This window comes from Nitrobacter sp. MLSD-S21 (assembly GCF_058809865.1).
Window position 1 is genome coordinate 170814 of record NZ_JBXASZ010000004.1, and the last position, 24113, is coordinate 194926.

The window sequence follows — 24113 nt, forward strand, 5'->3', positions numbered from 1 at the left end:
GTACAAGAACATTAAGGGAACGCAGGCTGCAGGATTTCTGGGTGAGCCTATTGGCGCTTCGCCTCGATCCCGTCCCAGATTTTTCCGGCGACATCCGGGCCGCCCAACGCGGCAAGCGCCCGAATTCCGGTCGGCGAGGTAACGTTGATTTCGGTGAGCAAGCCGTCGATGACGTCAATGCCGACAAACAACAGACCGCGCTCGCGCAGCGCCGGACCGATGCGCTTACAAATCTCGCTCTCGCGGGGAGAGAGGTCGGTTGCCCGCGCCGCACCGCCGCGCACCATGTTGGAGCGCAGATCGTCAGCGGCAGGCACGCGATTGACAGCACCTGCGAATTCGCCGTCGACGAGGATGATGCGCTTGTCGCCCTGTTTGACCTCGGGCAGGTATCGCTGGATCACCCACGGCTCGCGAAACGTCACCGAGAACATGTCGAACAGCGATCCGAAGTTCATGTCTTGCGGCGTGACGCGAAACACTGCGGCTCCGCCGTGACCATGCAGCGGCTTCATGACCACCGCACCATGCTCGTCACGAAACGAATTGATCTCATCGAGATTGCGCGAAATCAACGTCGGCGGCATCAACTCCGGAAAATCCATCACGAACAGCTTTTCCGGCGCATTGCGCACGCTTGCCGGATCGTTGACCACGAGCGTCTTCGGATGAATGCGCTCGAGCAAGTGAGTACTCGTGATGTAGGCGAGATCGAACGGAGGGTCCTGGCGCAGCAATACGACGTCGAAGGATTCTAGGTAAGCACGCGCCGCTTCACCGAGCGTATAATGGTCGCCCTCCTGATCCCGAACGGTCAACGGCTGGACCGACGCAACCACGTCCTTGCCGCGAAGCGATAACTTATCCGGCGTGTAGTATGAGATTTCGTGGCCGCGTCGCTGTGCCTCCAGCAGCAGCGCAAAGGTCGAATCGCCGCGAACGTTGATGCGCGCGATCGGGTCCATCTGAACGGCGACTTTCAGTTTCATCTTGTTGGTCCGGGTTGTGTCAATGCGGAAAGCGTCTGAATACGTCAGGCTATGTGCTGGCGTCGAATGCACCTAACAGATGACGCGGCAGACGTCGCGGCGCAATCAGCATGGCGTCAAAGCGGAATTCGAAAGCCGCATGTTCGGGGTGCGCCATCAGCCAGGCTTGGGCTGCGTTGATGATCCGCTGTTGTTGTCTTTGCGTCACTGCATAGGCAGCATCGTCGAGGCTGCGACGGGCTTTGACTTCGACGAAAGCGAGAAGTTGCCGCCGGCGGGCCACGATATCGATCTCGCCATGAGGCGTGCGAAACCGGCGTGCCAAAATCCAGTAGCCCTTGGCGATCAGATAGGCTGCGGCGAGACTTTCCGCCGAAAGACCGGTACGAAACGCCGCGACGCGCTCGGGCGCCGCCGCCTCTGGGCCGTTTCGGGAGCGGTCCTTACAGGCTGCCATTGTTGTCACTGTCCCTCATCTGTCCGGCGAGCTCAAGCGCGCGGGCATAGACTTGACGTCGGGGGAGGCCCGAGATTACGACCGCGTGAGCCACGCTGTCTTTGACGCTGCTCTCCTTCAACAACGTCAGCAGCAGATCGTCCAGCTGGTCGGAGGACATCGTGCCTGCATCAGCCGTTGGTGGTCCGACGACCAGGACGAATTCGCCCCGCGTTTCCAGCGTTTCGGCTCCTTGCGCGAACTCCGTGAGGGTCGCGCGGCGGATATCCTCGTGCAGCTTTGTCAGTTCGCGGCAGATCGCGGCGTCGCGATTGCCGAGGATGGCCGCGAGGTCGTGCAAGGAATCCCGGATACGACTGCCGGACTCGAACATGACCAGCGTGGCATCGATCCTTGCGAGTTCGGCAAGGCGCGTGCGGCGCGCGACCTCTTTTGCCGGCAGAAACCCCTCGAAGAAGAACCGGTCCGTCGGCAGCGCTGCTATGGACAGCGCCGCTAGCACCGAAGATGGTCCCGGAACCGCGATCACCTGATGACCAGCGGCACACGCTTCACGCACCAGCTTGAAGCCCGGATCGGAAATCAGCGGTGTGCCGGCATCGGAGACCAGGGCGATGGAGGCGCCTTGTGCCAGCTGCGCCAGGATTTTCGGCCGCGCTGTCGCAGCATTATGCTCGTGGTAAGGCTTGAGCACGCCTGTAATCGCGTAGCGTTCGGTGAGGCGGCGGGTGATGCGGGTGTCCTCGCAGGCGATGATATTGACGCCTGCGAGGGTCTCAAGCGCCCGTAAGGTGATATCTCCGAGATGACCGATCGGCGTAGCGACCAGGTGAAGACCGGGCGCGGCCGTCGGGGCAACCAGTTGATGGCCCGCTATGGAAAAGGTCCGGGTCCCCGGGGTTTCGATGTCCGATTTCAGAGAGGCGGGTTTTGCACGCATACTGCGACATTCTATAACATTTTCGAGAAAATGAGTTCGGCCCGTGTCAAGAAGCGTCTTCGGTGCCGGAGCCGGATAACACGAAGATTGCGTGCGAACGGATCCGTCCCATGCTTTCCGATGTTCCGCGGCACCCAAGGTTGGGTATGGAGCTAAATTCGGGGCGGACACGATCCGTTTGTTTTGGTTAACTGGCGGCATCGGCAATATGGCTGATTCTGCGGGGCTTGTGCCCGGACCTGTCCGGAATGGGTGCACTGCAAGGATAATGATGAAGGATCCCTTCGAACCGAAATCTGAGCGCCAGGGAGCGACTCGGCGAGCCGCGCTGGGCCTTGTCATCGGCGCGCCTCTGCTTGGCGCCTGCTCGGGCGTCCAGCAAACGCTGACGAACAATTTTTCCAGTTCCCCCGGTTCTTCTCCGCAGCCAGAGGCAGCCGGTCCGCCTCAGCAGGCAGCTACAATCGGTACGGGTCAGGTCAAGGTCGGTTTGATCCTTCCGTTGTCGGCCGCAGGCAATGCGAGCGTTGCGGCGCAGTCGATGAAAAACGCGGCCGAGATGGCGCTGTCTGAATTTCAGAACCCGAATGTCCAATTGCTGGTCAAGGACGCAGCCGGCACGGCGCAGCGTGCGCAACAGGGAGCGCAACAAGCGCTCGATGAAGGAGCCGAAATCATTCTCGGTCCGCTGTTCGCAGCATCTGTTCCGGCGGTTGCTCAGGCGGCGCGGACACGCGGCACGTCGGTGATTGCGTTCTCGACTGATTCGAGCGTGGCGGGCCGGGGCGTCTATCTTCTGAGTTTTCTCCCTGAATCGGACGTCAACCGGATCGTCGAATATGCCACCAGCACCGGAAAGCGCTCGTTTGCCGCCTTGGTGCCCGAAAATGCGTATGGCAATGTCGTCGAGGCGGCCTTCAAACAGACAGTTGGTCATCGCGGCGGGCGTATCGTCGCATTCGAGAAATATGGCGCCGATCGCGCCAGTGCGGCACGGAAGGTGGCGCAGTGGCTCCGCTCGGCTGATGCGCTGCTGATCGCCGATGACGGCGATGCGGTGGTTTCGGTCGTTGACGCGCTCGCCGCGGCGGGTGCGAATCTGCGCAATGTCCAGCTTCTGGGTACCGGTCTGTGGGACAATCCTCGCGTATTCGCCAGCGCGTCGCTGCAGGGCGGCCTCTATGCCGCCCCTGATCCATCCGGTTTCCGCAGCTTCGCAGGGCGCTACCGCGCCAAGTATGGCGGCGATCCGGTACGTACGGCCACCCTTGCCTATGACGCCGTCGCGCTGGTGGCGGCTCTTGCTCGCACCCAAGGCCCGCAGCGCTTCGCGGCCGAGACGCTGACCAATGCGTCAGGCTTCGCAGGCATCGACGGTCTGTTTCGGTTCCGTTCCGACGGCACCAACCAGCGGGGCCTCGCCGTCATGCGAGTCGCATCCGGCGGCGGCCAACCGGCGGCAGGTTCGCCAAAAAGTTTTGGCGCCTGATCTGTAGCCCGCGTCGTCAGATCACGATGATTTTGGATCGATTCGATCCAAAATCATGACGTGATTGGTTCCAAATATTTGAGACACGGGATGCGGGCGGAAAACCGCACCACACTTTCCTCTTCCCGCTCTACGCGGCGAGATCGGCCACCACGGCATCGAGGAGGGGAAAGCCATCCTGCGTGACGCGCAGGCGGCCCTCGGTGCTGATTGTGATCGCACCTTCGTCACGGAGGATTGCGATTCGCCGCGGATCAAGAGGGCGGCCCGATAGCGCCGCGTAGCGCTGCGGATCGATGCCCTCGCGCAAGCGCAGTCCCATGAGCAGGAATTCGTCGGCGCGTTCTTCGCTGTTCAGCAGATCGTCGGCGACGATTCCATTGCCGATCGCCTCGACCCGCATGAGCCAGGCTTCCGGCCGCTTTTCCGTGGCGACGGCATGCCTGATGCCGTCGATGTCGAGGCGACCGTGCGCTCCGGGTCCGATTCCCGCATATTCCTGGCCGCGCCAGTAAAGCAGGTTGTGCCGGCATTCCGCGCCGGGCAGCGCATGATTCGAGATCTCGTAGGCTGGCAGGCCGTGACGCGTGCAAACGTCCTGCGTGACGTCGTACAGCGCGCGTGCAATCGCTTCGTCGGGGGGCCTGAGTTTTCCGGCTGCGTGCAGGTCGAAAAACGGCGTACCCTCCTCGATAGTCAACTGGTAGAGCGACAGATGCTCCGCCGCTTCCGAGATCGCCTGCCGCAGTTCCTCGGTCCACATCGCTGGCGTCTGGCCGGGTCGCGCGTAAATCAGATCGAAGGAATAGCGATCGAAGACGGAGCGTGCGATCGCCACTGCTTCCAGCGCCTCGTGTGCGGTATGCAGGCGTCCGAGAGCCTTTAGCGAGGAATCGTCGAGCGCCTGCACGCCGAGCGACACGCGGTTGACGCCCGCTGCGCGATAGCCGCGGAATCGCGTGGCCTCGACGCTGGTCGGATTGGCTTCCAGCGTGACCTCGACGTTATCAGCGACGCCCCAATATTTTCCGATTGCGTCGAGGATCGCGCCAACGGTCTGCGGCCGCATCAAGGACGGGGTACCACCGCCGAAGAAAATGGAGGACACCTCCCGGCCGCGCGCGCGTGCGGCGGTGGTCTCGATCTCGCGCTTGAAAGCACGAACGAAGCGCTCTTCATCGATCGGCGCGTGGCGGACATGACTGTTGAAATCGCAATACGGGCATTTCGACAGGCAAAACGGCCAGTGCACATAGATGCCGAAGGCAGTGGTCGGATCAGCGCCGATCAAGAGCAATCTCCGCCAGCTTCACGAACGCGCGGGCGCGATGCGACAGGCCAAGGCCGCGCGGCGGAAGCCCGTGCTTTTCAATGCCCGTCATCTCGCCGAAGGTGCGCGTATGTCCGTCCGGGAGGAACGCAGGATCATAGCCAAATCCGGCCGTGCCCCGCGGCGGCCATACCAGCGTGCCGTCGACTCGTCCTTCGACTTCCTGGAGATGGCCGTCCGGCCACGCGACGCAGAGCGCCGAAACGAAGTGAGCCTTGCGCTTGTCCGCGCTCGTCGCGCCGCGCTCCTGCAGCAGGCGCTCGATCCGCGTCATCGCAACGGAGAAATCCTTGGTCTCGCCGGCCCAGCGCGCGGAATAGATGCCCGGCGCACCGTCAAGTGCGTCGACCACGAGGCCGGAATCGTCGGCAAAAGCCGGAAGCTTTGCGCTCAGGGCCGCAGCGGTCGCCTTGATCCGAGCATTGGCGCGGAAATCATCGCCTGTTTCCTCAGGCTCGCTGAGACCGAGCTCGCCTGCGGAGATTGCCTCGACGCCATACGGCGCAAGTAGCTCGCGCATCTCGGCGAGCTTGCCGGGATTGTGGGTGGCGATCACGAGCTTGCCGGCGATCCGACGATTCATGGCCGATCCTAGAGCCATTTCGACTTTGACGGAATTCAAAGTCAGGCTCCGGTTTCTTGTGTTGACGCAGTTTCTTGACGCGAACCGCTACCCACTCTGCTCGAAAACGCTATTGGAGGAGCATCCCGCGGAGCGCTCGCAGAACGAATCACGCCAACGCCATTTTCTGCAAATCCACCAGCCGTGCGACTCCTTTTTTCGCCAGCGCCATGAGCGCAAAAAATTCGTCGTCGGAAAAAGGTGTCTTCTCGGCGGTTCCCTGCACCTCGATGATGCGTCCCTCGCCGGTCATCACGAAGTTTGCATCGGTGTCGGCTTCCGAATCTTCTGCATAGTCCAGATCGAGGACGGGCGTGCCATTGTAGATACCGCATGAGATCGCTGCGACATTGTCTCGAAGCACGCTGGCCTTGAGCATGTTGCGGGCCTTCATCCAGTTGACGCAGTCGGCTAACGCGACCCATGCGCCGGTAATCGATGCGGTGCGCGTGCCGCCATCGGCCTGAATGACGTCGCAATCGACTGTGATCTGGCGTTCGCCGAGCGCCTCGAGATCGATTGCGGCACGCAAAGAGCGGCCGATCAGGCGCTGGATTTCGACGGTCCGGCCGCCTTGCTTGCCGGCGGAGGCCTCGCGCCGGGTTCGCTCCAGCGTGGCGCGCGGCAGCATTCCGTATTCGGCCGTCACCCAGCCCCGGCCCTGGCCCTTGAGCCACGGCGGCAGCCGCTCCTCTAGCGTCGCGGTGACCAGCACATGGGTATCCCCGAATTTCACCATGCAGGAGCCTTCGGCGTATTTGACCACGCCACGTTCCAGCGACACGGCGCGCAGTTCATCCGGTGCACGGCGGCTAGGCCGCATGGGAACCCTCCAGCTATTCTATGAAAATCGTCGTGCCGTGCTTTTAGGGGTGAGGAGCCGCACCGGCAAGGGTCAGAACTGCGATTGCCAAAGGCTGCTTGTAACTGGTGCGCCGGAGAGACAAACTAGATCCGGTCCCAGGCGCAACAGTCATTATACGCGGGAGATATCGTTGGCCCATCACGATCCGATCGGTCTGATTGCGCCGAACGCCGGGCTTGCCCAGTTGAACGAGCGGTCGCGCGACATTTTTCGGCAGATCGTCGAAAGCTACCTTGCAACGGGCGAACCGGTGGGTTCCCGCAACGTTTCCCGCCTCATCGCGGTGCCGCTCTCGCCAGCGTCGGTCCGCAATGTGATGTCGGACCTCGAACAGCTCGGGCTGATTTATGCACCGCATACCTCAGCCGGCCGCTTGCCGACCGAGCTCGGCCTGCGGTTCTTTGTCGATGCCTTGATGCAGGTCGGCGATCTGACCGAGCCGGAGCGCCAGTCGATCCAGACTCAACTCGCGTCGGTGGGCAAGGCGCAATCGGTCGAGGCTGCATTGGGCGAGGCCTTGACACGGCTGTCCGGATTGACCCGGGCGGCGGCAGTGGTTCTGACGGCGAAATCCAATGTACGGTTGAAGCATATCGAGTTCGTCAGGCTGGAGCCCGACAAGGCGTTGGTCGTGCTGGTCGCCGAAGACGGGCAGGTCGAAAACCGCGTGCTGACGCTCCCCTCCGGCGTCCCGGCTTCGGCGCTGACGGAGGCGTCAAACTTTCTGAACGCTCGAATTCGCGGCCGGACGCTGGCCGAGGCAGGGCTCGAGCTTGAAACCGCGTTGACGCAGAGCAAGGCGGAGCTCGACCAGCTCACACAAAAGATCATCGCGGCAGGAATTGCGAGTTGGTCTGGCGGCGACAGCGACGACCGGCAATTGATCGTGCGCGGCCATGCCAACCTGCTCGGAGATTTGCATGCGATGGAGGACCTTGAGCGCGTGCGGCTGCTGTTCGACGACCTCGAAACCAAGCGCGGCGTGATCGATCTGCTTGGCCGCGCCGAACGCGCCGACGGCGTAAGGATCTTTATCGGTTCGGAGAACAAGCTGTTCTCGCTGTCCGGATCCTCGACGATCATCGCGCCCTACAGCGACGGCGCCGGCCACATCGTCGGCGTTCTCGGAGTGATCGGACCGACCCGGCTGAACTACGCGCGCGTGATCCCGATGGTGGATTACGCGGCCCGCATTGTCAGCCAGATGCTCGGCGGCTGAGCCCGCCCGCCGCCCTGCGCTTGATTTTTACGCCTGAAGCACGATATCCCGCACGACCATCCCTTTTAATTCGAGACCATGTGCAAGAAGGCTGTGTAATGACCGATTCCGACGGCAAATCAAACAATTCCGGCGATCCGGCTCCGGAGGCCGAGCCAGTGGTATCCAAGCCTTACATTATGCCCGACGATCCTGAGGAGGGGGCGGTTGAAGCGCTGACCAAGGAGGTCGCGGACGCCAAGGACCGGATGCTGCGCACGTTGGCGGAGATGGAAAACCTGCGCAAGCGCACCGCGCGAGAGGTGTCGGACGCGCGGACCTACGGCATCTCGGGGTTCGCTCGCGACGTGCTGGATATTGCCGACAATCTGCAACGCGCGCTTGATGCGGTGTCCGCCGAGGCACGCGCGGCCGCCGACCCCGGACTCAAAGCCCTGATCGAGGGCGTGGAGTTGACCGAACGCTCGCTGCACAACGCGCTGGAAAAACACGGTGTGAAGCGGTTCGATCCGGCTGGTGAAAAATTCGATCCCAACGTCCATCAGGCCATGTACGAAGTTCCCGATTCGTCCATCCCCGTCGGCACGGTCGCGCAGGTCATTCAGGCCGGCTACATGATCGGCGAGCGGGTGTTGCGTCCGGCGCTGGTAGGTGTTGCGAAGGGCGGAGCCAAGGCAGCCGCGTCCGAATGAATCCGCCCGTTCGCGGGCTTACCAATATTATGTCCTCGGGCTTGAATGCGAGAATCAAACACCACTGGCCGATATTGGTTGCTGGTCGAGTTTTGAATTCGACATTCACGCCCGGGACGCGCGGCTAGGTGGGTCGCGAATGTCAAATTCACTCCACTAGCGCGGCCGGATACCGTCACGAACCGCGCGGAAGCGCGAAAAAGCTTCAGACCACCCATCCCGCGGCGTACTTCCGATCAGACGCATTGCCGTTTTTCCGCTGCCAAACACCAGCCACTGCACGACCGTCACTGGCGTATTCGTTCGTGTGTTCGTGCCGTCGATCCGCGTTTCAAAACCGGGCGATCCGTTGATCCGCATCGACTCCGACATGGTGATACGTCCCTCACGCAGGTTCGGGATCGTGGCCGCGATGTCGCGCGCAAATCTGTCCCGGTCGTCCGGTCGTTCAGGGACCGAACCGATCGGGCTGATAATCATAAAGGCTTTGCTGTCGATGTCGTTTTCTGCTTCTGCGTCGGAAAGCAGGATAACTGCTCCTGGTGCCAGCGTGCGGATCAATTTGAAGGAGCTCAATTCGCTCAGCTTGAAGGGCAGCAGGCCGAGTTGCTCCTCGACCGGTACGTCCTTGCGCAAGGCGACCGTTGCGAACATCTTTCGCACCGCTTCATCGGAATAGATCTTTCCGACGTTCTCTGGCACCTGCGCTGCGACGTATCCGGAAAATGTGCCGCCCGAAATTACCATTGAATAGCGCCGGACATTGTCGTCGCCGTTCTTGGCCGCCTCGACGATGAAATAACCCTGTCCGCTCGCCGTCTCGAGGCCTTGTGGCTTCTGGCCTCGAGGGTCGGCCACGTTCGATTTGGCGACGTTTTCCACGTCTCTGAAGGCGGTGACGGGGAGTTCGGCGACGATGACCTTGACCCGCTGATCCGCGGTTTCGAAACCCGGAAATGTCTTTGCCGGGGTCAGACCTATCAGCGGAACCAGCCCGATCCGGCTGCCCGGCGCATAGACCACGTCGTCGGCGAGGGCCGAATTTGCGCTGCTCAATATGCAAAGAGCGATCAATACGTGCAGAAGGTGTCTCATGCGCGCTTATTGGATTTGCATTAAGGCCGTTCAATGATCGCCAGGTCGGCGGTGCTGGAAGGAGATTTGACTGCCGCCTCAAGCGCATGATTCGTCGGCAATCGGCCGAACCTCTCGTCGCTGTTGTGCGGCGGCCTACCACCGTTTTGATTATGAGGCCAAGGTGTCCGGTGAGGCTGGGTTAATTATCTGCCTATTCGGGCCGTCTCTGGCTGTCCGGGATTGCAAAAGAATTGCGTTTTCATCCGGTGGAGAGTGGTCTGGTCCTTGCAGCCCCCACCCCCCCTCCTATATGAGGCTCACCGTCGCTAATCGCGAGTAATTGATATCTGGGGGTCTGGATGAGGGTGCCGTCAGGGCCTGGCCGGACTGCCGCAACAAGAAGGATATGAGGACCATGGGAAAGGTCATTGGGATCGACCTCGGCACCACGAATTCGTGCGTGGCGGTAATGGACGGCAAGACGCCGAAAGTCATCGAAAACGCGGAAGGGATGCGGACTACGCCGTCCATCGTTGCCTTTAGCGACGATGGCGAGCGTCTCGTCGGGCAGCCGGCCAAGCGCCAGGCTGTGACTAATCCCGAGCGGACCATTTTCGCCGTCAAGCGTCTGATCGGCCGGCGGTACGACGACCCCACGGTTGAAAAGGACAAGAAGCTTGTCCCTTACAAGATCTCGAAAGCCGGCAACGGCGACGCCTGGGTCGAGGTCGACGGCAAGACCTATTCGCCGTCGCAGATTTCAGCCTTCACGCTTCAAAAGATGAAGGAAACCGCCGAGGCTCATCTCGGTCAGAAGGTTGATCAGGCTGTCATTACAGTTCCTGCCTATTTCAACGACGCGCAACGCCAGGCGACCAAGGACGCCGGCAAGATCGCGGGCCTCGAAGTGCTGCGCATCATCAACGAGCCGACTGCGGCCGCGCTTGCTTATGGCCTCGACAAGTCGAAGGCCGGCACCATCGCTGTGTACGACCTGGGCGGCGGCACCTTCGACGTGTCGATCCTCGAGATCGGCGACGGCGTGTTTGAGGTGAAGTCGACCAACGGCGATACGTTCCTGGGCGGCGAAGACTTCGACATGCGCCTGGTCAACTATCTGGCTGACGAATTCCAGAAGGAGCAGGGCATCAACCTGCGCAACGACAAGCTGGCCTTGCAGCGGCTGAAGGAAGCCGCCGAGAAGGCCAAGATCGAGCTGTCGTCGACCACGCAGACCGAAATCAACCTGCCATTCATCACCGCTGACCAGTCAGGTCCGAAGCATCTGACGATGAAGCTTACCCGCGCCAAATTCGAGGCGCTGGTCGACGATCTGGTTCAGAAGACGATCGAGCCGTGCCGCAAGGCGCTGAAGGATGCCGGCCTGACGGCGGGCGAGATCGGCGAAGTGGTGCTGGTCGGTGGCATGACCCGCATGCCGAAGGTCCAGGAAGTCGTCAAGCAGTTGTTCGGCAAGGAGCCGCACAAGGGCGTCAACCCGGACGAGGTTGTCGCGATCGGCGCGGCGATTCAGGCCGGCGTGCTGCAGGGCGACGTCAAGGACGTGCTGCTGCTTGACGTCACGCCGCTGTCGCTCGGCATCGAGACGCTGGGCGGCGTGTTCACCCGCATCATCGATCGCAACACCACGATCCCGACCAAGAAGAGCCAGGTGTTCTCAACAGCCGAGGACAACCAGAATGCCGTCACCATCCGCGTTTTCCAGGGCGAGCGTGAAATGGCGGCCGACAACAAGGTTCTCGGCCAGTTCGATCTGATGGGCATTCCGCCCGCTCCGCGCGGCATGCCGCAGATCGAGGTGACGTTCGACATCGACGCCAACGGCATCGTCAACGTCTCGGCGAAGGACAAGGCGACCGGCAAGGAACAGCAGATCCGCATCCAGGCATCGGGAGGTTTGTCGGAGGCCGACATCGAGAAGATGGTCAAGGACGCGGAAGTGAACGCAGCCGAGGACAAAAAGCGACGCGAGTCCGTCGACGCCAAGAACCACGCCGACAGTCTGGTGCACTCGACCGAGAAGGCTCTCGCCGAGCACGGCTCGAAGATCGAGGAAAGCGAACGCCGCTCCATCGAGGATGCCGTCAGCGATCTGAAGGAGGCGCTGAAGGGCGACGACGCAGAGGCGATCAAGACCAAAACCAACACGTTGGCGCAGGTATCTATGAAACTCGGCGAGGCCATGTACAAACAGCAGGCGGAGGCCGATGCGGCCAAGGACGCCGCGAAGGACGATGTCGTCGATGCGGAGTTTACCGAAGTCGACGACGACAAGAACAAGAAGTCTGCTTGAACGGCAGGTATGACCATGGCCCCGGCCCCCAAGGAGTGCGCAGCGCGTCTCGGAGGACGGGGTCATGTTTGTTTAGGTGGGACGCTGCATCCAGCGACAAGCGAATTTCTGACGCGTTTTCCGGGATAAAACGACGTTCGGGCGGAATGGACTGATGTCGACCAAGCGCTGTTACTACGAAACCCTTGAGGTCGAGCGGAGTGCGGACGACACCAAACTCAAGGCGGCCTTCCGCAAGCTGGCGATGAAATGGCACCCGGACAGGAATCCGGGCGATTCGTCCAGTGAGATGCGTTTCAAAGAAATCAACGAAGCCTATGAAGTTCTGAAGGACGGCAACAAGCGGGCGGCTTACGACCGCTTCGGTCATGCCGCGTTCGAGCAGGGCGGCATGGGTGGCGGTGGCCCCGGGTTCGGAGCCGGCTTCGCCTCATCATTCTCTGACATCTTCGAGGACTTGTTTGGAATGGCCGGCCAGCGCGGTCGTACCGGCGGTCGCGAACGAGGCGGAGATCTTCGATACAACATGGAAATCACGCTGGAGGAGGCTTTTCAGGGTAAGACTGCTCAGGTCGAAATCCCAGTCTCGGTGACTTGCGAATCCTGCTCAGGCACGGGCGCCAAGGCCGGGACCAAGCCGAAGAACTGTTCGATGTGCGGCGGTGCTGGCCGGATCCGCCAAGCCCAGGGTTTCTTCACGCTGGAGCGCACCTGTCCTGGCTGTCAGGGGCGGGGCCAGATGATTGAGGATCCCTGTCCGTCCTGCGGTGGGTCAGGTCGTGTCAACCGGGAACGCTCGCTATCGGTCAATATTCCCGCCGGCGTCGAGGATGGCACCCGCATTCGCCTGGCCGGCGAGGGTGAGGCGGGAATTCGTGGCGGTCCGCCGGGTGATCTCTACATTTTCCTCTCGCTGGCTCCGCATGAGTTCTTCCAGCGAGACGGTGCCGATCTGCATTGTCGCGTTCCGATCTCAATGGTTACTGCCGCGCTTGGTGGAGAACTTGAGGTGCCGACCATCGACAAAAGCAAGACCAAGGTGAGGGTGCCGTCTGGGACCCAGTCAGGCCGACGTTTCCGCGTTGCAACAAAGGGGATGCCAGTGCTGCGCTCCCGTCAGACCGGCGACATGTATGTGCAGATGGTGGTCGAAACGCCGCAAAATCTGACCAAGAGGCAACAGGATCTCTTGGCCGAGTTCGAAAAGCTATCTTCGGGTGAGACTCAACCCGAGACGGCAGGTTTCTTCACTAAGGTCAAAGACTTCTTCGGCACTCGCGCCACTCCGTAATGACCGTTTTGCTTGACCGTGTCGATTGTCGGTTGTACCTGTGTATAACTTAAGCCTGACTTCCTGCCAGTAGTGACCCACCTGGGTGCGAAATGCCTTTGCAATTGTCCGCGCGTGCGTCGAAGAAACCCCTTCGTCTTGACGACGAGGTACGCTTTCTCCGCTCGTGGATTGAAAAGCCGCTCCATATGGGTGCCGTCATGCCGTCCGGCCGCATCCTGGCACGCACGATGGCGCAGTATGTCGATGTCGGATCGTCCGATCCGGTCATCGAACTGGGACCGGGGACCGGTGCGATCACCAACGCGCTGATTGAGCACGGCGTCGATCAGAAGCGGTTGGTGTTGGTTGAATACGATCCTGGTTTTTGTGCGCTGCTTCGCGACCGCTACCCGCAGGCAACGGTTGTGCAGGGTGATGCCTATACGTTGCGAGATTCGCTGTGGAACGTGCTGAGCGCTCGCGCCTCGGCGATTGTCTCCGGGCTGCCGCTTGTCACCAAGCCGATGTTGACCCGGCTCAAATTGATCCGGGACGCTTTCGCGACGCTCGCTCCCGGCGCCCCGTTCGTGCAGTTTACTTATTCGGTCGTCCCTCCCATTCCCAAATCTCTCCCCGGTATTTCGACCGAAGCGTCCGAGCGGATTTGGATGAACCTCCCTCCTGCACGCGTCTGGGTATATCGCAAGCGCTGATGAGCTCGTGTGGTGGTTCAGAAGTTCGCTATTTTTTCTCTGCGAGTGCTTCGAGCGAACTTCTGAACCCAAACCACAAGATAGCGTTTTCGAGCGAAGGGATCCGGTTCGCGGGAAGAAAACGCGTCTAATCAATAGACGGAGTCTTTCACCGTTTCCGTGAAACGGGGAAAGAGAATTATGAACGTGCTAATGCCCTTTCGAATCTGAAGTCCGCTCTGGAAGGCGCCGCACAATGAGGCAAACTTCAGATTCAGGGCACGAGCGCGGCGGCTGGTGTCCCTGCAATGCGATCGACAGTTCTGTTCGCACCGAAAATTCTCATCATTCCCGGCTCGCTTCGCACCGGCTCGCAGAATGCAAGGCTTGCCGCCGTCGTAGCCGAGGAATTTGTTCGAGCCGATGTCGAGGTCACCCGAATTTCGCTTGGAGACTTCCCGCTGCCGATCTACGACGCCGATCTACAGGCAAATTCCGGCGTGCCCGCAAGCGCCATCAACCTCAAGCAGATGATCGGGGCGCATCATGGGATTCTTATCGTGACGCCCGAATACAACGCCTCGCTGCCGCCATTGCTCAAGAATGCGATCGACTGGATATCGTGCGTACAAAGTCCGCATGAAGCACGCGGTCAGGTTTTCCATGAACGCGCGTTCGCGATCGCCTCGGCCTCCGCGGGCCGGTTTGGCGGCGCAAGATGTCTGGCTCAGTTGCGTCTGATACTTACGGCGTGCGGGGCGATGGTGATTCCTAATCAGCTCGCGCTGTCGTTCGCCGGCGAAGCCTATGACGATATGGAACGGTTGAAGCGTTCGGCGGATGCGGATGCGCTGAAAAAGATGGTACGCCAGTTGATCACCATCGCCGGGGATATGCGATGAGGCCGCGCCTGATGTGAGGCACTGCGCTGATGTAGACCTGATCGGTTGCCGCGAAACGCAGCCCCCGCTATACCCGAAGAGCATTTGAGGAGTCGTGGCTGACATGCGGTTGATCGTTGCAGGAGCAGGCGGCCGGATGGGCCGCGCGCTGGTGCGCGCGATCGCGGAAACCGGTGACGCAGTGCTGGCCGGCGCGCTTGAGGCGCCCGGATCCGAGCTGATCGGGAAAGACGCCGCCGTCCTGGCCGGACTTCCCGCCAGCGGAATCGAAGTGTCGGCAGATCTCTGGTCTTTATCGGCAAATGCCGACGGTATTTTGGATTTTACGGTTCCGGCCGCGACCATCGCGAACGTTGCCGTCGCTGCCGAGCGGGGTCTGGTTCATGTCATCGGCACCACCGGACTCTCAGCGTCGGATATGGCGGTGATCCGAAGCGTGACCTCACGTACGGCGGTTGTGCAGTCGGGCAATATGAGTCTGGGCGTCAATCTGCTCGCCGCGCTGGTGAAGCGGATGGCGCAATCACTCGACGAGAGTTTCGATATTGAGATTCTCGAGATGCATCACAGAGCCAAGATCGACGCGCCTTCGGGCACCGCGTTGATGTTGGGACAGGCGGCGGCTGACGGCCGCAAGATCGGGCTGGATGAGCGCGCGGTACGCGGGCGAGATGGCCTGACCGGCGCCCGCAAAGCGGGCGACATCGGTTTTGCCTCGCTCCGTGGCGGCTCCGTGTCCGGAGATCACAGCGTCATCTTCGCGGGTCCGTATGAGCGCATAACGTTGTCGCATCACGCCGAAGACCGGATGATCTTTGCCCATGGTGCGTTGAAGGCCGCGAAGTGGGCGCGCGGCAAGGCGCCCGGGCTTTATTCAATGGCCGACGTGCTTGGGTTGGGCGTTTAGAATTTAAGAAACGGAGCAAACAGAATGAGCGAACGTCTTCTGGTGCTCGTGCGTCACGGCCAGAGCGAATGGAATCTGAAAAATCTGTTCACTGGCTGGAAGGATCCGGATCTGACGGATCTTGGCGTGACTGAAGCGAAGAATGCAGGGCGCAAGCTGAAGGGGCAGGGCTTTGTTTTCGACGTTGCCTTTACCTCGACGTTGATCCGCGCCGAGCACACGCTCGACCTTGTGCTGAAGGAATTAGGCCAGACCGGAATTCCGATCAGGAAAGATCAGGCGCTGAATGAACGGGACTACGGCGATCTTTCGGGTCTCAATAAGGACGAGGCTCGTAAGAAATGGGGTGACGAACAGGTGCTGATCTGGCGCCGCTCGTATGACGTGCCTCCGCCCGGCGGCGAGAGCCTGAAAGATACGCTGGCGCGCACGCTGCCGTACTTCGTGCAGGAAATCCTGCCATGCGTCCTCCGTGGCGAGTGCACGCTCGTCGCGGCGCACGGCAATTCGCTGCGCGCGCTGGTCATGGTGCTGGAAAAATTGTCGCCGGAACAAATCCTCGCGCGCGAACTGGCAACCGGTGCGCCGGTGATCTATCGGCTCAATGCCGATGCGACAGTGGCCTCGAAACTTGATCTCGCAGCCTGATAAACTTCATTCTCGAGTCTTTTCGTCGCTTCACGGGACCAGTGAAAGACTCTAGCTTTTTGATTTGACGCATTTTCTTCACGCGAACCGGGACTCCCCTTCGCTCGAAAAGGCTATAGGCCGATCTGCCCGGCTTCCCACCCCAGCATTGCTTGCTTGCGGGTGAGTCCCCAGTGATACCCGGTCAGCGCGCCGCTTTTGCCGAGCACGCGATGGCAGGGCACAACGAATGATACGGGGTTCTTGCCGACGGCGGCGCCCACAGCGCGCGAGGCGTTCGGGCGATCGACATTGGTAGCAATGCTCGAATAGGTCGTGGCCTTTCCCATGGGAATCCTGAGCAGGGTCTGCCAGACCCGAACCTCGAAATCCGTCCCGATCAGAACCACACGCAGCGGCTGATCTGCTCGCCAGAGCCTCGTATCGAACACGCGCTGCGCCAGCGCACCGGTGCGACCGGCATCCTCAACATAGGTTGCATTGGGCCACCGCCGCTTCATGTCGGCAAGCGCGGTCTGCTCCTCGCCTGGGTCGGCGAAAGCGAGTCCGGCGAGTCCACGGTCGCTGGCAATCACGATCGCGATGCCGAAGGGCGAGGGATGAAAGCCGAAAGCGAGCTTCATACCGGAGCCGCCATTCTTCCATTCGCCGGGTGACATCGCTTCATGCGTGACGAACAGGTCGTGCAGGCGCCCCGGACCGGAGAGTCCGGAATCGAGGGCTGCGTCCAGCACGCTGGCGGAATTGCGCAACAGCCCCTTGGCGTGGTCGAGCGTCAGCGCCTGCATGAACAACTTCGGAGTCAGGCCTGCCCAGCGCCGGAACAGATGATGCAGTTCGTCGGACGTCACTCCAGCGGAGTCAGCCATCGCTGCGATGGGAGGCTGCGAGCGCCAGTTTTCCGAGATGAAGGCGATAGCTCGCCGTACGGCGTCGTAGTCGCGCAATGCGGCACCCGGCGCGTCCGTGATGCAAGAATCACTCGGAGCGAGATTTTTTGTAAGCGTCATCATGGCCAAGATGTAGAACGGCTGCCGCCTCGCGGCCACCCGATTTACCGCGGCCCTCAAGTCGCCAGATTGTAGGTCGGTCCGCGTTTTGCGAGTTGGAGCGCTGCTGATAAGGCTTTAACGAAACTCAACTTCTCGTCCGGACCAAGAAAACTTGCGATCGAGATCCGGCGGCCGCGCGAAACCAGATAAAGCCGCTCAATGCCATATTCCTCGTGGATTTTCTGGTCGAGATGCACCCACAGCGGATTGGAAACCCACTCGACGATGTGACCGCGGTGACTGGTGCGGCGCACCCGCAACTCATAATGGGTGATGGAGATTTCCTCGGTCGCTTGGGCGCGCCGGAAGTTGATGCGGAAAGCCCAGTAGATGGCGAGGACGTCGAGACCTAAAAAGCCGAACACCGGCCAGGCGCCCATCATCAGGAATATCATTCCCGCGACAAAGCTTCCCATGGCTACAATCGTCATCATCACAACAAATCCAGTTTGAGACAACGAGCGATGGGGCGTTAGCAGCGCTGAAAACAGCGTCTGTTCAGGTAACTTCGGACCAGCCTGTGTATGGTCTAATGTCATTGGAAATCCACTATACCACGATCATGTCTAAAAACACCCGCCGCACATTTTCAAGGCTGAAGCCCGCTGGCGCCGGGACCGACAAACCACCCTCGAACAGCCCTGCGGCGAATTCTCGGCAGCAAAAAACCTCCGCGGCGAAATCGGAGCAGCCCGCGACGGCAAAAAAAAGGAAAACCGGAAAGCCGGCGGCACGCCAGACGGGGCCGACCTCCAAGGCCAAGCAGCCTTCCAGCGCGACGCAGGGATCCGCAGTGCTCCCGCCACCCCTTAAGCCCTGGACGCCAGCCGAAGTCCGTGAAGCCTTTGTGCGCTTCCGCAAAGCCAATCCCGAGCCCAAGGGCGAACTCGAGCACCTCAACCCCTACACGCTGCTCGTCGCCGTGGTGCTGTCGGCTCAGGCGACCGACTCCGGCGTCAACAAGGCCACTCGGGCGTTGTTCGCTATCGCCGACACGCCTGCCAGGATGCTGGCGCTCGGGGAGGAGAAGGTCCGCGACTATATCAAGACCATCGGGCTCTATCGCACCAAGGCGAGAAATATCATAGCGCTCTCCGAAAAACTGCTTGCGGAGTTTGATGGCGAGGTCCCGCACAGCCGGGCAGGGATCGAATCGTTGCCCGGCGCGGGACGCAAGACCGCCAATGTCGTGCTCAATATGGCCTTCGGGGAGCACACCATGGCGGTTGACACTCATGTTTTCCGCGTCGCCAATCGCACCGGTATGGCACCAGGCAAAACGCCTCTTGACGTCGAGCTCGGGCTCGAACGCGTCATCCCCGACCAATTTATGCTGCATGCGCATCACTGGCTGATCCTGCATGGACGCTACACTTGCCTAGCGCGATCACCGCGCTGCGCAGTGTGCCTAATCAATGACCTATGCCGTTGGCCCGAAAAGACGCTAGAGGGCTCCCGGTCATAATCGTCTGGTCCGGATGGCGCGGATACCTCCATCTTTAACAGTAACCGGGTACGCAGCGTTAGGTTCCCGTGAGTCGGAGTCTGATGTCGCGTGCGTTTGCGAACAACGAAAAGGCCCCGGCGAGACCGGGGCCTTGATACAATGCGCCTCATTGGGAGCAAACGATGACGGATCAGGAGCGATCCAGATCCGTCACAAGGAAGCTGCGCTTATTTGGTGTCGGTGCGCTGTTTCAGAGCGGTGCCGAGAATGTCACCCAGCGTCGCGCCAGAGTCGGAAGAGCCATACTGCGCGATGGCTTCCTTCTCTTCGGCCACTTCGAGCGCCTTGATCGAGACCTGCACCTTGCGGGCCTTCTTGTCGAACTGGATGACACGGGCATCGACCTTTTCGCCGACGGCGAAACGCTCGCTGCGCTGGTCGTTGCGGTCCCGCGCCAGTTCCGAGCGCTTGATGAAGGTCTGGAACTCGGTGCCGGAAATCTGCACCTCGATGCCGCCGTCCTTGACCTCAAGCACCTCGCAGGTGACGACCGCGCCCTTCTTGACGTCGCCCGGTTCGGCAAACGGGTCGCCCTCAAGCTGCTTGACGCCAAGCGAGATGCGCTCCTTCTCGACATCGACGTCGAGCACGACGGCCTTGACCATGTCGCCGCGCTTGAAATTGTCGATGACCTGCTCGCCCGGCTGCTTCCAGTCGAGGTCGGAGAGGTGGACCATGCCGTCGACATCGCCCTCCAGGCCCAGGAACAGGCCGAACTCGGTCTTGTTCTTGACCTCGCCCTCCACGGTCGATCCGACCGGGTGCTTCTCGACGAATGCCTCCCAGGGATTGCGCATGGTCTGCTTGAGGCCGAGCGAGATGCGGCGCTTGACGCTGTCGACCTCGAGCACCTGCACCTCGACTTCCTGTGAGGTCGAGACAATCTTGCCCGGATGCATGTTCTTCTTGGTCCAGGACATTTCCGAGACGTGGATCAGACCCTCAATGCCCGGCTCCAGCTCCACGAAGGCGCCGTAATCGGTGATGTTGGTGACGCGGCCGGTGAAGCGGGAGTTCAGGGGATACTTCGCTTCGATGCCCTGCCAGGGATCGTCGAGCAGCTGCTTCATGCCGAGCGAGATGCGGTGGGTCTCGTGGTTGATCTTGATGATCTTGACCTTCACCGTCTGGCCGATCGCCAGCACTTCGGTCGGATGGTTGACGCGGCGCCAGGCGATGTCCGTGACATGGAGGAGGCCGTCGATGCCTCCAAGATCGACGAAGGCGCCGTAGTCGGTGATGTTTTTCACCACGCCGTCGATCACCTGACCCTCTTCGAGGTTCTGCACCAACTCTTGTCGCTGTTCGGCGCGGGTCTCTTCCAGCACCGTGCGGCGGGAAACCACGATATTGCCGCGCCGGCGATCCATCTTGAGGATCTGGAACGGCTGCGTGTTGTTCATCAGCGGACCGACGTCGCGAATGGGGCGGATGTCCACTTGCGAGCGCGGCAGGAAGGCGACGGCGCCGTCCAGATCGACGGTGAAGCCGCCCTTGACCTGATTGAAGATGACGCCGTGCACCTTCTCGTTATTCTGGAATGCTTTTTCGAGCTTGCCCCAACTTTCCTCGCGGCGCGCTTTGTCGCGCGACAGCACGGCTTCGCCGAGCGCGTTCTCGATGCGATCAAGGAACACCTCGACCTCGTCGCCGACCTTCAGGGCGCTCTCGCGACCGGGTCCGGAGAATTCGCGCAGCGCCACGCGGCCTTCAGTCTTGAGGCCGACATCGATGACGGCCATGTCCTTCTCGATCGCGACCACCTTTCCCTTGATGACGGAGCTTTCCTGCAGGCTGCCGCCAGCGAAAGACTCATCGAGCATCGCGGCGAAATCGTCACGGGACGGATTGAGGGTATCAGTCGAAGCCATGTGTTCTCCAATGCGGGGTACTTGCCGGCCGTTCGGGTTGATGTGCGTTTCGCGCGGGAAGGGTCAGGGTCCGCAGTCCTGACGACCGTCGTGCAGAGAGCAACAACGGGCCGGCAGAAGCCTTCACGTTCGAGACGATGATTTGGTCCGGAGCCTGATTAAGAGCGATCGATCGTAAGGACGATCGATATGGAGACTGAGCGGGACATTCCTCCAATGGCGGCGGGAATTTGAGATTCCGGCCGGTCCGCTCGGACAGCCTCGACACTTCGACGATGGTCCGGATGCCGTGGATATACCGTCAAAGCCGCAAGCGAACAAGGCTTTTGTAAAACGTCCTACAGTGGTTTCGAGGGAAGTGGATACCGGTTCGCGTGAACAAAATGCGTCAAATCAAAATCATAGAGTTCCGCTTCTGATGAATCACCCGCGGCCGGAACCGATCCTCACCGCCTCGACGATCGCAATCGCCGCTTTCAGGCCGGCCTCGATGTCAAGATGGGAGTTGTCCAGCACATGGGCGTCCGCGGCCGCTTTCAGCGGTGCGACGGGCCGGTTGCGGTCCCGTTCGTCGCGCTTGAGGATATCAGCTAGAACCACCGCCTCATCGGCCTCCTCGCCACGCGCCCGCGCTTCCAGCGTGCGCCGCCGGGCCCGCACGACAGGATCGGCCACCACGAAAATCTTCACGTCGGCGTCCGGGCAGATCACGGTTCCGATGTCACGGCCGTCAAGCACCGCGCCGGGCGGCTCGGCCGCGAATTGGCGCTGGAAGGTCAGAAGCGCCTCGCGCACTCCGGGAAACGCCGAGACCACCGAGGCGGCCTCACCGATCGCCCGGGTTTTCAGGGCCGGATGGCCGAATTTTTCCGGGTCGAGCTCATGCGCGGCCGCGACCGCGTGTGCCTCGTTGGCCAGGTCCGCGCCGATGTCGAGCAGGGCCTTCGCGACCGCACGATAGATCACCCCGGTATCGAGATGGCGGAAGTGATAGTGATGCGCCAGCCGCTTGCCGAGCGTGCCTTTTCCCGAAGCGGCAGGTCCGTCGATGGCGATGATCATGCGAAATCCGCTCCCAACCGCTGCATCATCGGAACAAAATCGGGGAAGCTCGTGGCGATGAAGGCGATGTCGTCGACCTTGACCGGCGCGTCCGAGGCGCAGCCCATCACCAGCGCCGACATCGCGATGCGATGATCCATGTGGGTGGTGACGAGACCGCCGCCGGGCACACGGCCGCGGCCTTCGACGATAAGGTCGTCGCCGGCGATCTCGACTGCGACGCCGTTGACGCGCAGCATCGCTGCGGCGGCTTCGAGGCGATCGGATTCCTTGACGCGCAATTCGTGCAGGCCGCGCATGACGGTGGTGCCTTCGGCAAAAGCTGCGGCGACCGAAAGCACGAGATACTCGTCGATCATCGACGGCGCGCGTTCCGCCGGCACCTCGACCCCGCGCAGCTTCGATGCGCGCACGCGCAGCTGCGCCATCGGTTCGCCGGCATCAAGGCGTGTTTCGCTCTCCTCGATCGACGCGCCCATCTCGCGCAGCGTGACGAACAGGCCAGTTCGCAACGGGTTTGTCATCACGTCGTCTAGCACGATGTCGGAGCCTGCGGTGATCAGCGCGGCAACAATCGGAAACGCTGCCGATGACGGATCGGCTGGCACGGTGACTCCGGCTCCGTGCAGTTCGGGCTGTCCGGTCAGCGATATCCGGCGGCCGTGCGCCTCGTCGGCCACGGAAACGATGTCGGCGCCAAAATGCTTCAGCATCAGCTCTGTGTGGTCGCGGCTGGCTTCGCGCTCGATGACCGTCGTGACCCCAGGAGCGGACAGTCCCGCCAGGAGCACCGCCGATTTGATCTGCGCCGAGGCCACCGGCGTGCGATAAACGATCGGCAGCGGATCGTGCGCGCCCTCAAGCGTCAGCGGTAGGCGGCCGCCTTCGCTTTGTGAGATCACCCGCGCGCCCATCAATTCCAGAGGATCGAGAATGCGCCGCATCGGCCGCGAGCGCAACGAGCCATCGCCATCAAAGGCTGCTCTGATAGGGCAGCCGGCCACCGCGCCCATCACCAGGCGGCATCCAGTGCCTGAATTGCCGAAATCAAGCGGCGCCTGGGGTGTCGCGAATCCACTGGTGCCGACGCCGCGCACCGACCAGGCGATCCCGCCTTTGTCGTCGGTCCGTTCGACCTTCGCTCCCAGCGCCTGCATCGCCCGGGCCGTGTTAAGCACGTCCTCACCCTCGAGAAGGCCCCAGATTCGGGTTTCACCAACCGCCAGCGCGCCCAGGATCAGCGCCCGGTGGGAAATCGATTTGTCTCCGGGCACCCTGACGCGCCCGGTCAATGACTGGCATTTTCGCGCCTCAAGCGGCATGGTCTGGCCGGAAAGAGTCAAGTTGCACGTCCCCGTTGTGGCGGCTGGTATCACAGGGACGACGGCGCGTCACGCCTGCGAGCCGGTCTGCAAAGCGCTATTGACAGGGCCGCCGCAACTAGCCAAGTGAAGCACCGTTTTTCAAGAACTCCCGGGATTCCAACACGTGGCCAAATCCGAGCTCGGAACCAAGCGCATTTGCCCGACGACTGGCAAAAAGTTCTACGATCTGAACAAGACCCCGGTGATCTCGCCCTACACCGGCGAGGTCGTGCCGATCGTCGTGGCGCCGGTTCGGGGGCGAGGCGAGGCCGCCCGCGCCGCCGCTTCTGCGCCTTCCACATCCGACGCTACGCCGGAGGCCGAGACCGAAGAACTGGTTTCGCTGGAGGAGGCCGATGCCGAGGAGAACAGCGGAAAGGTCAAGAAGGCCGTCGTCCCAGAGTCTGAGGATGATATCGAGATCGACGACAGCCTCGACGACGACGAGGACGATGACTCCACCTTCATCGCCGACGAGGAAGAGGGCGACGAGGATGTGACCGATATCATCGGTGACGTAGGAGATGACGAGGAGACTTGAGATCGGCCCTGAACTGTGGTTCAGGGTCTTTGCAGATCGCGCCGCTCCCATTGGGTGGGGTCGGTCGAGGGGCCATAGCTCAGCTGGGAGAGCGCTTGCATGGCATGCAAGAGGTCGGCGGTTCGATCCCGCCTGGCTCCACCATATGCCGTCATCTTCCAAGGCGTGGCGATGTATGCCGGCGCCGGACAAGCGACATCCCTTCTAGCGCCTGTGAGGACAAATGGCGCGATCCTGACCTAATTCCAAAGCCTTAAAGGGTAGGTCGCACATCTTGAATGGCGTGCAAATCATGCCATA

The 24113-nt window shown here is 61.3% G+C and carries 23 protein-coding genes and 1 tRNA gene; 12 read left to right on the forward strand and 12 right to left on the reverse strand.

All coding sequences use genetic code 11. From position 1 onward, the window contains the following. Positions 1-47: 47 nt before the first annotated feature. Genes gshB through rsmI form a run of 3 tightly spaced genes read right to left on the reverse strand, consistent with a single transcriptional unit; the run spans position 48 to position 2386 of the window. A complete protein-coding gene (gene gshB, locus AC1RT6_RS14060; RefSeq protein ID WP_079445204.1) occupies positions 48-989 on the reverse strand; it encodes a glutathione synthase in 942 nt (313 codons plus the stop codon). A gap of 49 nt (positions 990-1038) precedes the next feature. Continuing rightward, on the reverse strand, positions 1039-1446 hold the full coding sequence (locus AC1RT6_RS14065; protein ID WP_079445205.1) for a YraN family protein: 408 nt from the start codon (positions 1444-1446) through the stop codon (positions 1039-1041). Then, positions 1433-2386, reverse strand: a complete 954-nt coding sequence (rsmI, locus tag AC1RT6_RS14070; protein WP_079445206.1) for a 16S rRNA (cytidine(1402)-2'-O)-methyltransferase — start codon at positions 2384-2386, stop codon at positions 1433-1435. The genes AC1RT6_RS14065 and rsmI overlap by 14 nt, the downstream gene beginning before the upstream one ends. Before the next feature lie 268 nt (positions 2387-2654). Between rsmI and AC1RT6_RS14075 the strand changes: the two genes are divergently transcribed. Beyond that, positions 2655-3875 (forward strand): penicillin-binding protein activator, encoded by a 1221-nt coding sequence (locus AC1RT6_RS14075; RefSeq protein ID WP_420799255.1) that lies wholly within the window; start codon positions 2655-2657, stop codon positions 3873-3875. A gap of 130 nt (positions 3876-4005) precedes the next feature. On the opposite strand, the gene hemW is transcribed toward AC1RT6_RS14075, so the two are convergent. The 3 genes from hemW to rph all read right to left on the reverse strand — a co-directional run bounded on the left by hemW (position 4006) and on the right by rph (position 6650). Continuing rightward, the gene (gene hemW / locus AC1RT6_RS14080) at positions 4006-5166 is read right to left on the reverse strand and encodes a radical SAM family heme chaperone HemW (RefSeq protein WP_087881080.1); all 1161 of its coding nucleotides are present in this window, start codon (positions 5164-5166) and stop codon (positions 4006-4008) included. Beyond that, a complete protein-coding gene (gene rdgB, locus AC1RT6_RS14085; RefSeq protein WP_079445207.1) occupies positions 5153-5788 on the reverse strand; it encodes an RdgB/HAM1 family non-canonical purine NTP pyrophosphatase in 636 nt (211 codons plus the stop codon). Before rdgB ends, hemW begins: the two co-directional genes overlap by 14 nt. A 148-nt stretch (positions 5789-5936) precedes the next feature. Beyond that, a complete protein-coding gene (rph, locus tag AC1RT6_RS14090) occupies positions 5937-6650 on the reverse strand; it encodes a ribonuclease PH (protein WP_079445208.1) in 714 nt (237 codons plus the stop codon). A 172-nt stretch (positions 6651-6822) separates the two neighbouring features. Between rph and hrcA the strand changes: the two genes are divergently transcribed. Both hrcA and grpE read left to right on the forward strand, forming a co-directional pair. Then, positions 6823-7911, forward strand: coding sequence for a heat-inducible transcriptional repressor HrcA (gene hrcA, locus AC1RT6_RS14095; protein ID WP_079445209.1), 1089 nt, complete (start codon positions 6823-6825; stop codon positions 7909-7911). Positions 7912-8009: 98 nt separating this feature from the next. Then, positions 8010-8603: a nucleotide exchange factor GrpE gene (gene grpE / locus AC1RT6_RS14100; RefSeq protein WP_079445210.1), complete on the forward strand. Its 594-nt coding sequence runs from the start codon at positions 8010-8012 to the stop codon at positions 8601-8603. Between the two features lie 156 nt (positions 8604-8759). Here grpE and AC1RT6_RS14105 read toward each other — a convergent pair whose 3' ends face one another. Further along, complete coding sequence (locus AC1RT6_RS14105; RefSeq protein WP_079445211.1) at positions 8760-9698, reverse strand: hypothetical protein; 939 nt, start codon at positions 9696-9698, stop codon at positions 8760-8762. A gap of 397 nt (positions 9699-10095) precedes the next feature. On the opposite strand from AC1RT6_RS14105, the gene dnaK reads away from it, so the two are divergent. The 6 genes from dnaK (at position 10096) to AC1RT6_RS14135 (ending at position 16416) form a co-directional block, all read left to right on the forward strand. Then, positions 10096-11994, forward strand: a complete 1899-nt coding sequence (gene dnaK / locus AC1RT6_RS14110; protein ID WP_079445212.1) for a molecular chaperone DnaK — start codon at positions 10096-10098, stop codon at positions 11992-11994. Between the two features lie 154 nt (positions 11995-12148). Continuing rightward, positions 12149-13285, forward strand: a complete 1137-nt coding sequence (gene dnaJ, locus AC1RT6_RS14115; RefSeq protein ID WP_079445213.1) for a molecular chaperone DnaJ — start codon at positions 12149-12151, stop codon at positions 13283-13285. Between the two features lie 92 nt (positions 13286-13377). Continuing rightward, a complete protein-coding gene (locus tag AC1RT6_RS14120; RefSeq protein WP_079445214.1) occupies positions 13378-13980 on the forward strand; it encodes a class I SAM-dependent methyltransferase in 603 nt (200 codons plus the stop codon). A gap of 302 nt (positions 13981-14282) precedes the next feature. After that, a complete protein-coding gene (locus AC1RT6_RS14125) occupies positions 14283-14861 on the forward strand; it encodes an NADPH-dependent FMN reductase (RefSeq protein WP_079445291.1) in 579 nt (192 codons plus the stop codon). 94 nt (positions 14862-14955) lie between these two features. Beyond that, positions 14956-15768: a 4-hydroxy-tetrahydrodipicolinate reductase gene (gene dapB, locus AC1RT6_RS14130; RefSeq protein WP_079445215.1), complete on the forward strand. Its 813-nt coding sequence runs from the start codon at positions 14956-14958 to the stop codon at positions 15766-15768. 24 nt (positions 15769-15792) lie between these two features. Then, positions 15793-16416: a 2,3-bisphosphoglycerate-dependent phosphoglycerate mutase gene (locus AC1RT6_RS14135; protein WP_079445216.1), complete on the forward strand. Its 624-nt coding sequence runs from the start codon at positions 15793-15795 to the stop codon at positions 16414-16416. A gap of 113 nt (positions 16417-16529) precedes the next feature. Here AC1RT6_RS14135 and AC1RT6_RS14140 read toward each other — a convergent pair whose 3' ends face one another. Both AC1RT6_RS14140 and AC1RT6_RS14145 read right to left on the reverse strand, forming a co-directional pair. Next, on the reverse strand, positions 16530-17429 hold the full coding sequence (locus tag AC1RT6_RS14140) for a methylated-DNA--[protein]-cysteine S-methyltransferase (protein ID WP_079445292.1): 900 nt from the start codon (positions 17427-17429) through the stop codon (positions 16530-16532). 53 nt (positions 17430-17482) lie between these two features. Next, complete coding sequence (locus tag AC1RT6_RS14145) at positions 17483-18007, reverse strand: DUF2244 domain-containing protein (protein WP_079445217.1); 525 nt, start codon at positions 18005-18007, stop codon at positions 17483-17485. 23 nt (positions 18008-18030) lie between these two features. Here AC1RT6_RS14145 and nth point away from each other — a divergent pair, with 23 nt between their 5' ends. Continuing rightward, positions 18031-18933: an endonuclease III gene (gene nth / locus AC1RT6_RS14150; protein WP_079445293.1), complete on the forward strand. Its 903-nt coding sequence runs from the start codon at positions 18031-18033 to the stop codon at positions 18931-18933. A gap of 209 nt (positions 18934-19142) precedes the next feature. Here the strand turns inward: nth and rpsA are convergent, their stop codons facing one another. The 3 genes from rpsA to aroA all read right to left on the reverse strand — a co-directional run bounded on the left by rpsA (position 19143) and on the right by aroA (position 23251). After that, positions 19143-20846 carry a 30S ribosomal protein S1 gene (rpsA, locus tag AC1RT6_RS14155; protein WP_079445218.1) on the reverse strand — a complete coding sequence of 568 codons (1704 nt, stop codon included), beginning with the start codon at positions 20844-20846 and terminating at the stop codon, positions 19143-19145. A 423-nt stretch (positions 20847-21269) separates the two neighbouring features. Then, a complete protein-coding gene (cmk, locus tag AC1RT6_RS14160) occupies positions 21270-21908 on the reverse strand; it encodes a (d)CMP kinase (protein ID WP_079445219.1) in 639 nt (212 codons plus the stop codon). Beyond that, entirely contained in the window at positions 21905-23251 is a 1347-nt protein-coding gene (aroA, locus tag AC1RT6_RS14165; protein ID WP_079445220.1) for a 3-phosphoshikimate 1-carboxyvinyltransferase, read from the reverse strand. Before aroA ends, cmk begins: the two co-directional genes overlap by 4 nt. Positions 23252-23396: 145 nt before the next feature. On the opposite strand from aroA, the gene AC1RT6_RS14170 reads away from it, so the two are divergent. Beyond that, a complete protein-coding gene (locus AC1RT6_RS14170) occupies positions 23397-23813 on the forward strand; it encodes a TIGR02300 family protein (protein ID WP_079445221.1) in 417 nt (138 codons plus the stop codon). 68 nt (positions 23814-23881) lie between these two features. Then, a tRNA-Ala gene (locus tag AC1RT6_RS14175) sits at positions 23882-23957 on the forward strand. Positions 23958-24113: the final 156 nt, after the last annotated feature.

Bases quoted from the DNA above. Each gene is read 5' to 3' on its own strand.
- nth (WP_079445293.1), top strand. From the start codon at position 18,031: ATGTCTAAAAACACCCGCCGCACATTTTCAAGGCTGAAGCCCGCTGGC.
- rdgB (WP_079445207.1), bottom strand. From the start codon at position 5,788: ATGAATCGTCGGATCGCCGGCAAGCTCGTGATCGCCACCCACAATCCC.
- AC1RT6_RS14135 (WP_079445216.1), top strand. From the start codon at position 15,793: ATGAGCGAACGTCTTCTGGTGCTCGTGCGTCACGGCCAGAGCGAATGG.
- dnaJ (WP_079445213.1), top strand. From the start codon at position 12,149: ATGTCGACCAAGCGCTGTTACTACGAAACCCTTGAGGTCGAGCGGAGT.
- AC1RT6_RS14120 (WP_079445214.1), top strand. From the start codon at position 13,378: ATGCCTTTGCAATTGTCCGCGCGTGCGTCGAAGAAACCCCTTCGTCTT.
- AC1RT6_RS14075 (WP_420799255.1), top strand. From the start codon at position 2,655: ATGATGAAGGATCCCTTCGAACCGAAATCTGAGCGCCAGGGAGCGACT.
- rpsA (WP_079445218.1), bottom strand. From the start codon at position 20,846: ATGGCTTCGACTGATACCCTCAATCCGTCCCGTGACGATTTCGCCGCG.
- rph (WP_079445208.1), bottom strand. From the start codon at position 6,650: ATGCGGCCTAGCCGCCGTGCACCGGATGAACTGCGCGCCGTGTCGCTG.
- AC1RT6_RS14140 (WP_079445292.1), bottom strand. From the start codon at position 17,429: ATGATGACGCTTACAAAAAATCTCGCTCCGAGTGATTCTTGCATCACG.
- gshB (WP_079445204.1), bottom strand. From the start codon at position 989: ATGAAACTGAAAGTCGCCGTTCAGATGGACCCGATCGCGCGCATCAAC.
- AC1RT6_RS14145 (WP_079445217.1), bottom strand. From the start codon at position 18,007: ATGACATTAGACCATACACAGGCTGGTCCGAAGTTACCTGAACAGACG.
- dnaK (WP_079445212.1), top strand. From the start codon at position 10,096: ATGGGAAAGGTCATTGGGATCGACCTCGGCACCACGAATTCGTGCGTG.
- cmk (WP_079445219.1), bottom strand. From the start codon at position 21,908: ATGATCATCGCCATCGACGGACCTGCCGCTTCGGGAAAAGGCACGCTC.
- AC1RT6_RS14065 (WP_079445205.1), bottom strand. From the start codon at position 1,446: ATGGCAGCCTGTAAGGACCGCTCCCGAAACGGCCCAGAGGCGGCGGCG.
- AC1RT6_RS14105 (WP_079445211.1), bottom strand. From the start codon at position 9,698: ATGAGACACCTTCTGCACGTATTGATCGCTCTTTGCATATTGAGCAGC.
- rsmI (WP_079445206.1), bottom strand. From the start codon at position 2,386: ATGCGTGCAAAACCCGCCTCTCTGAAATCGGACATCGAAACCCCGGGG.
- grpE (WP_079445210.1), top strand. From the start codon at position 8,010: ATGACCGATTCCGACGGCAAATCAAACAATTCCGGCGATCCGGCTCCG.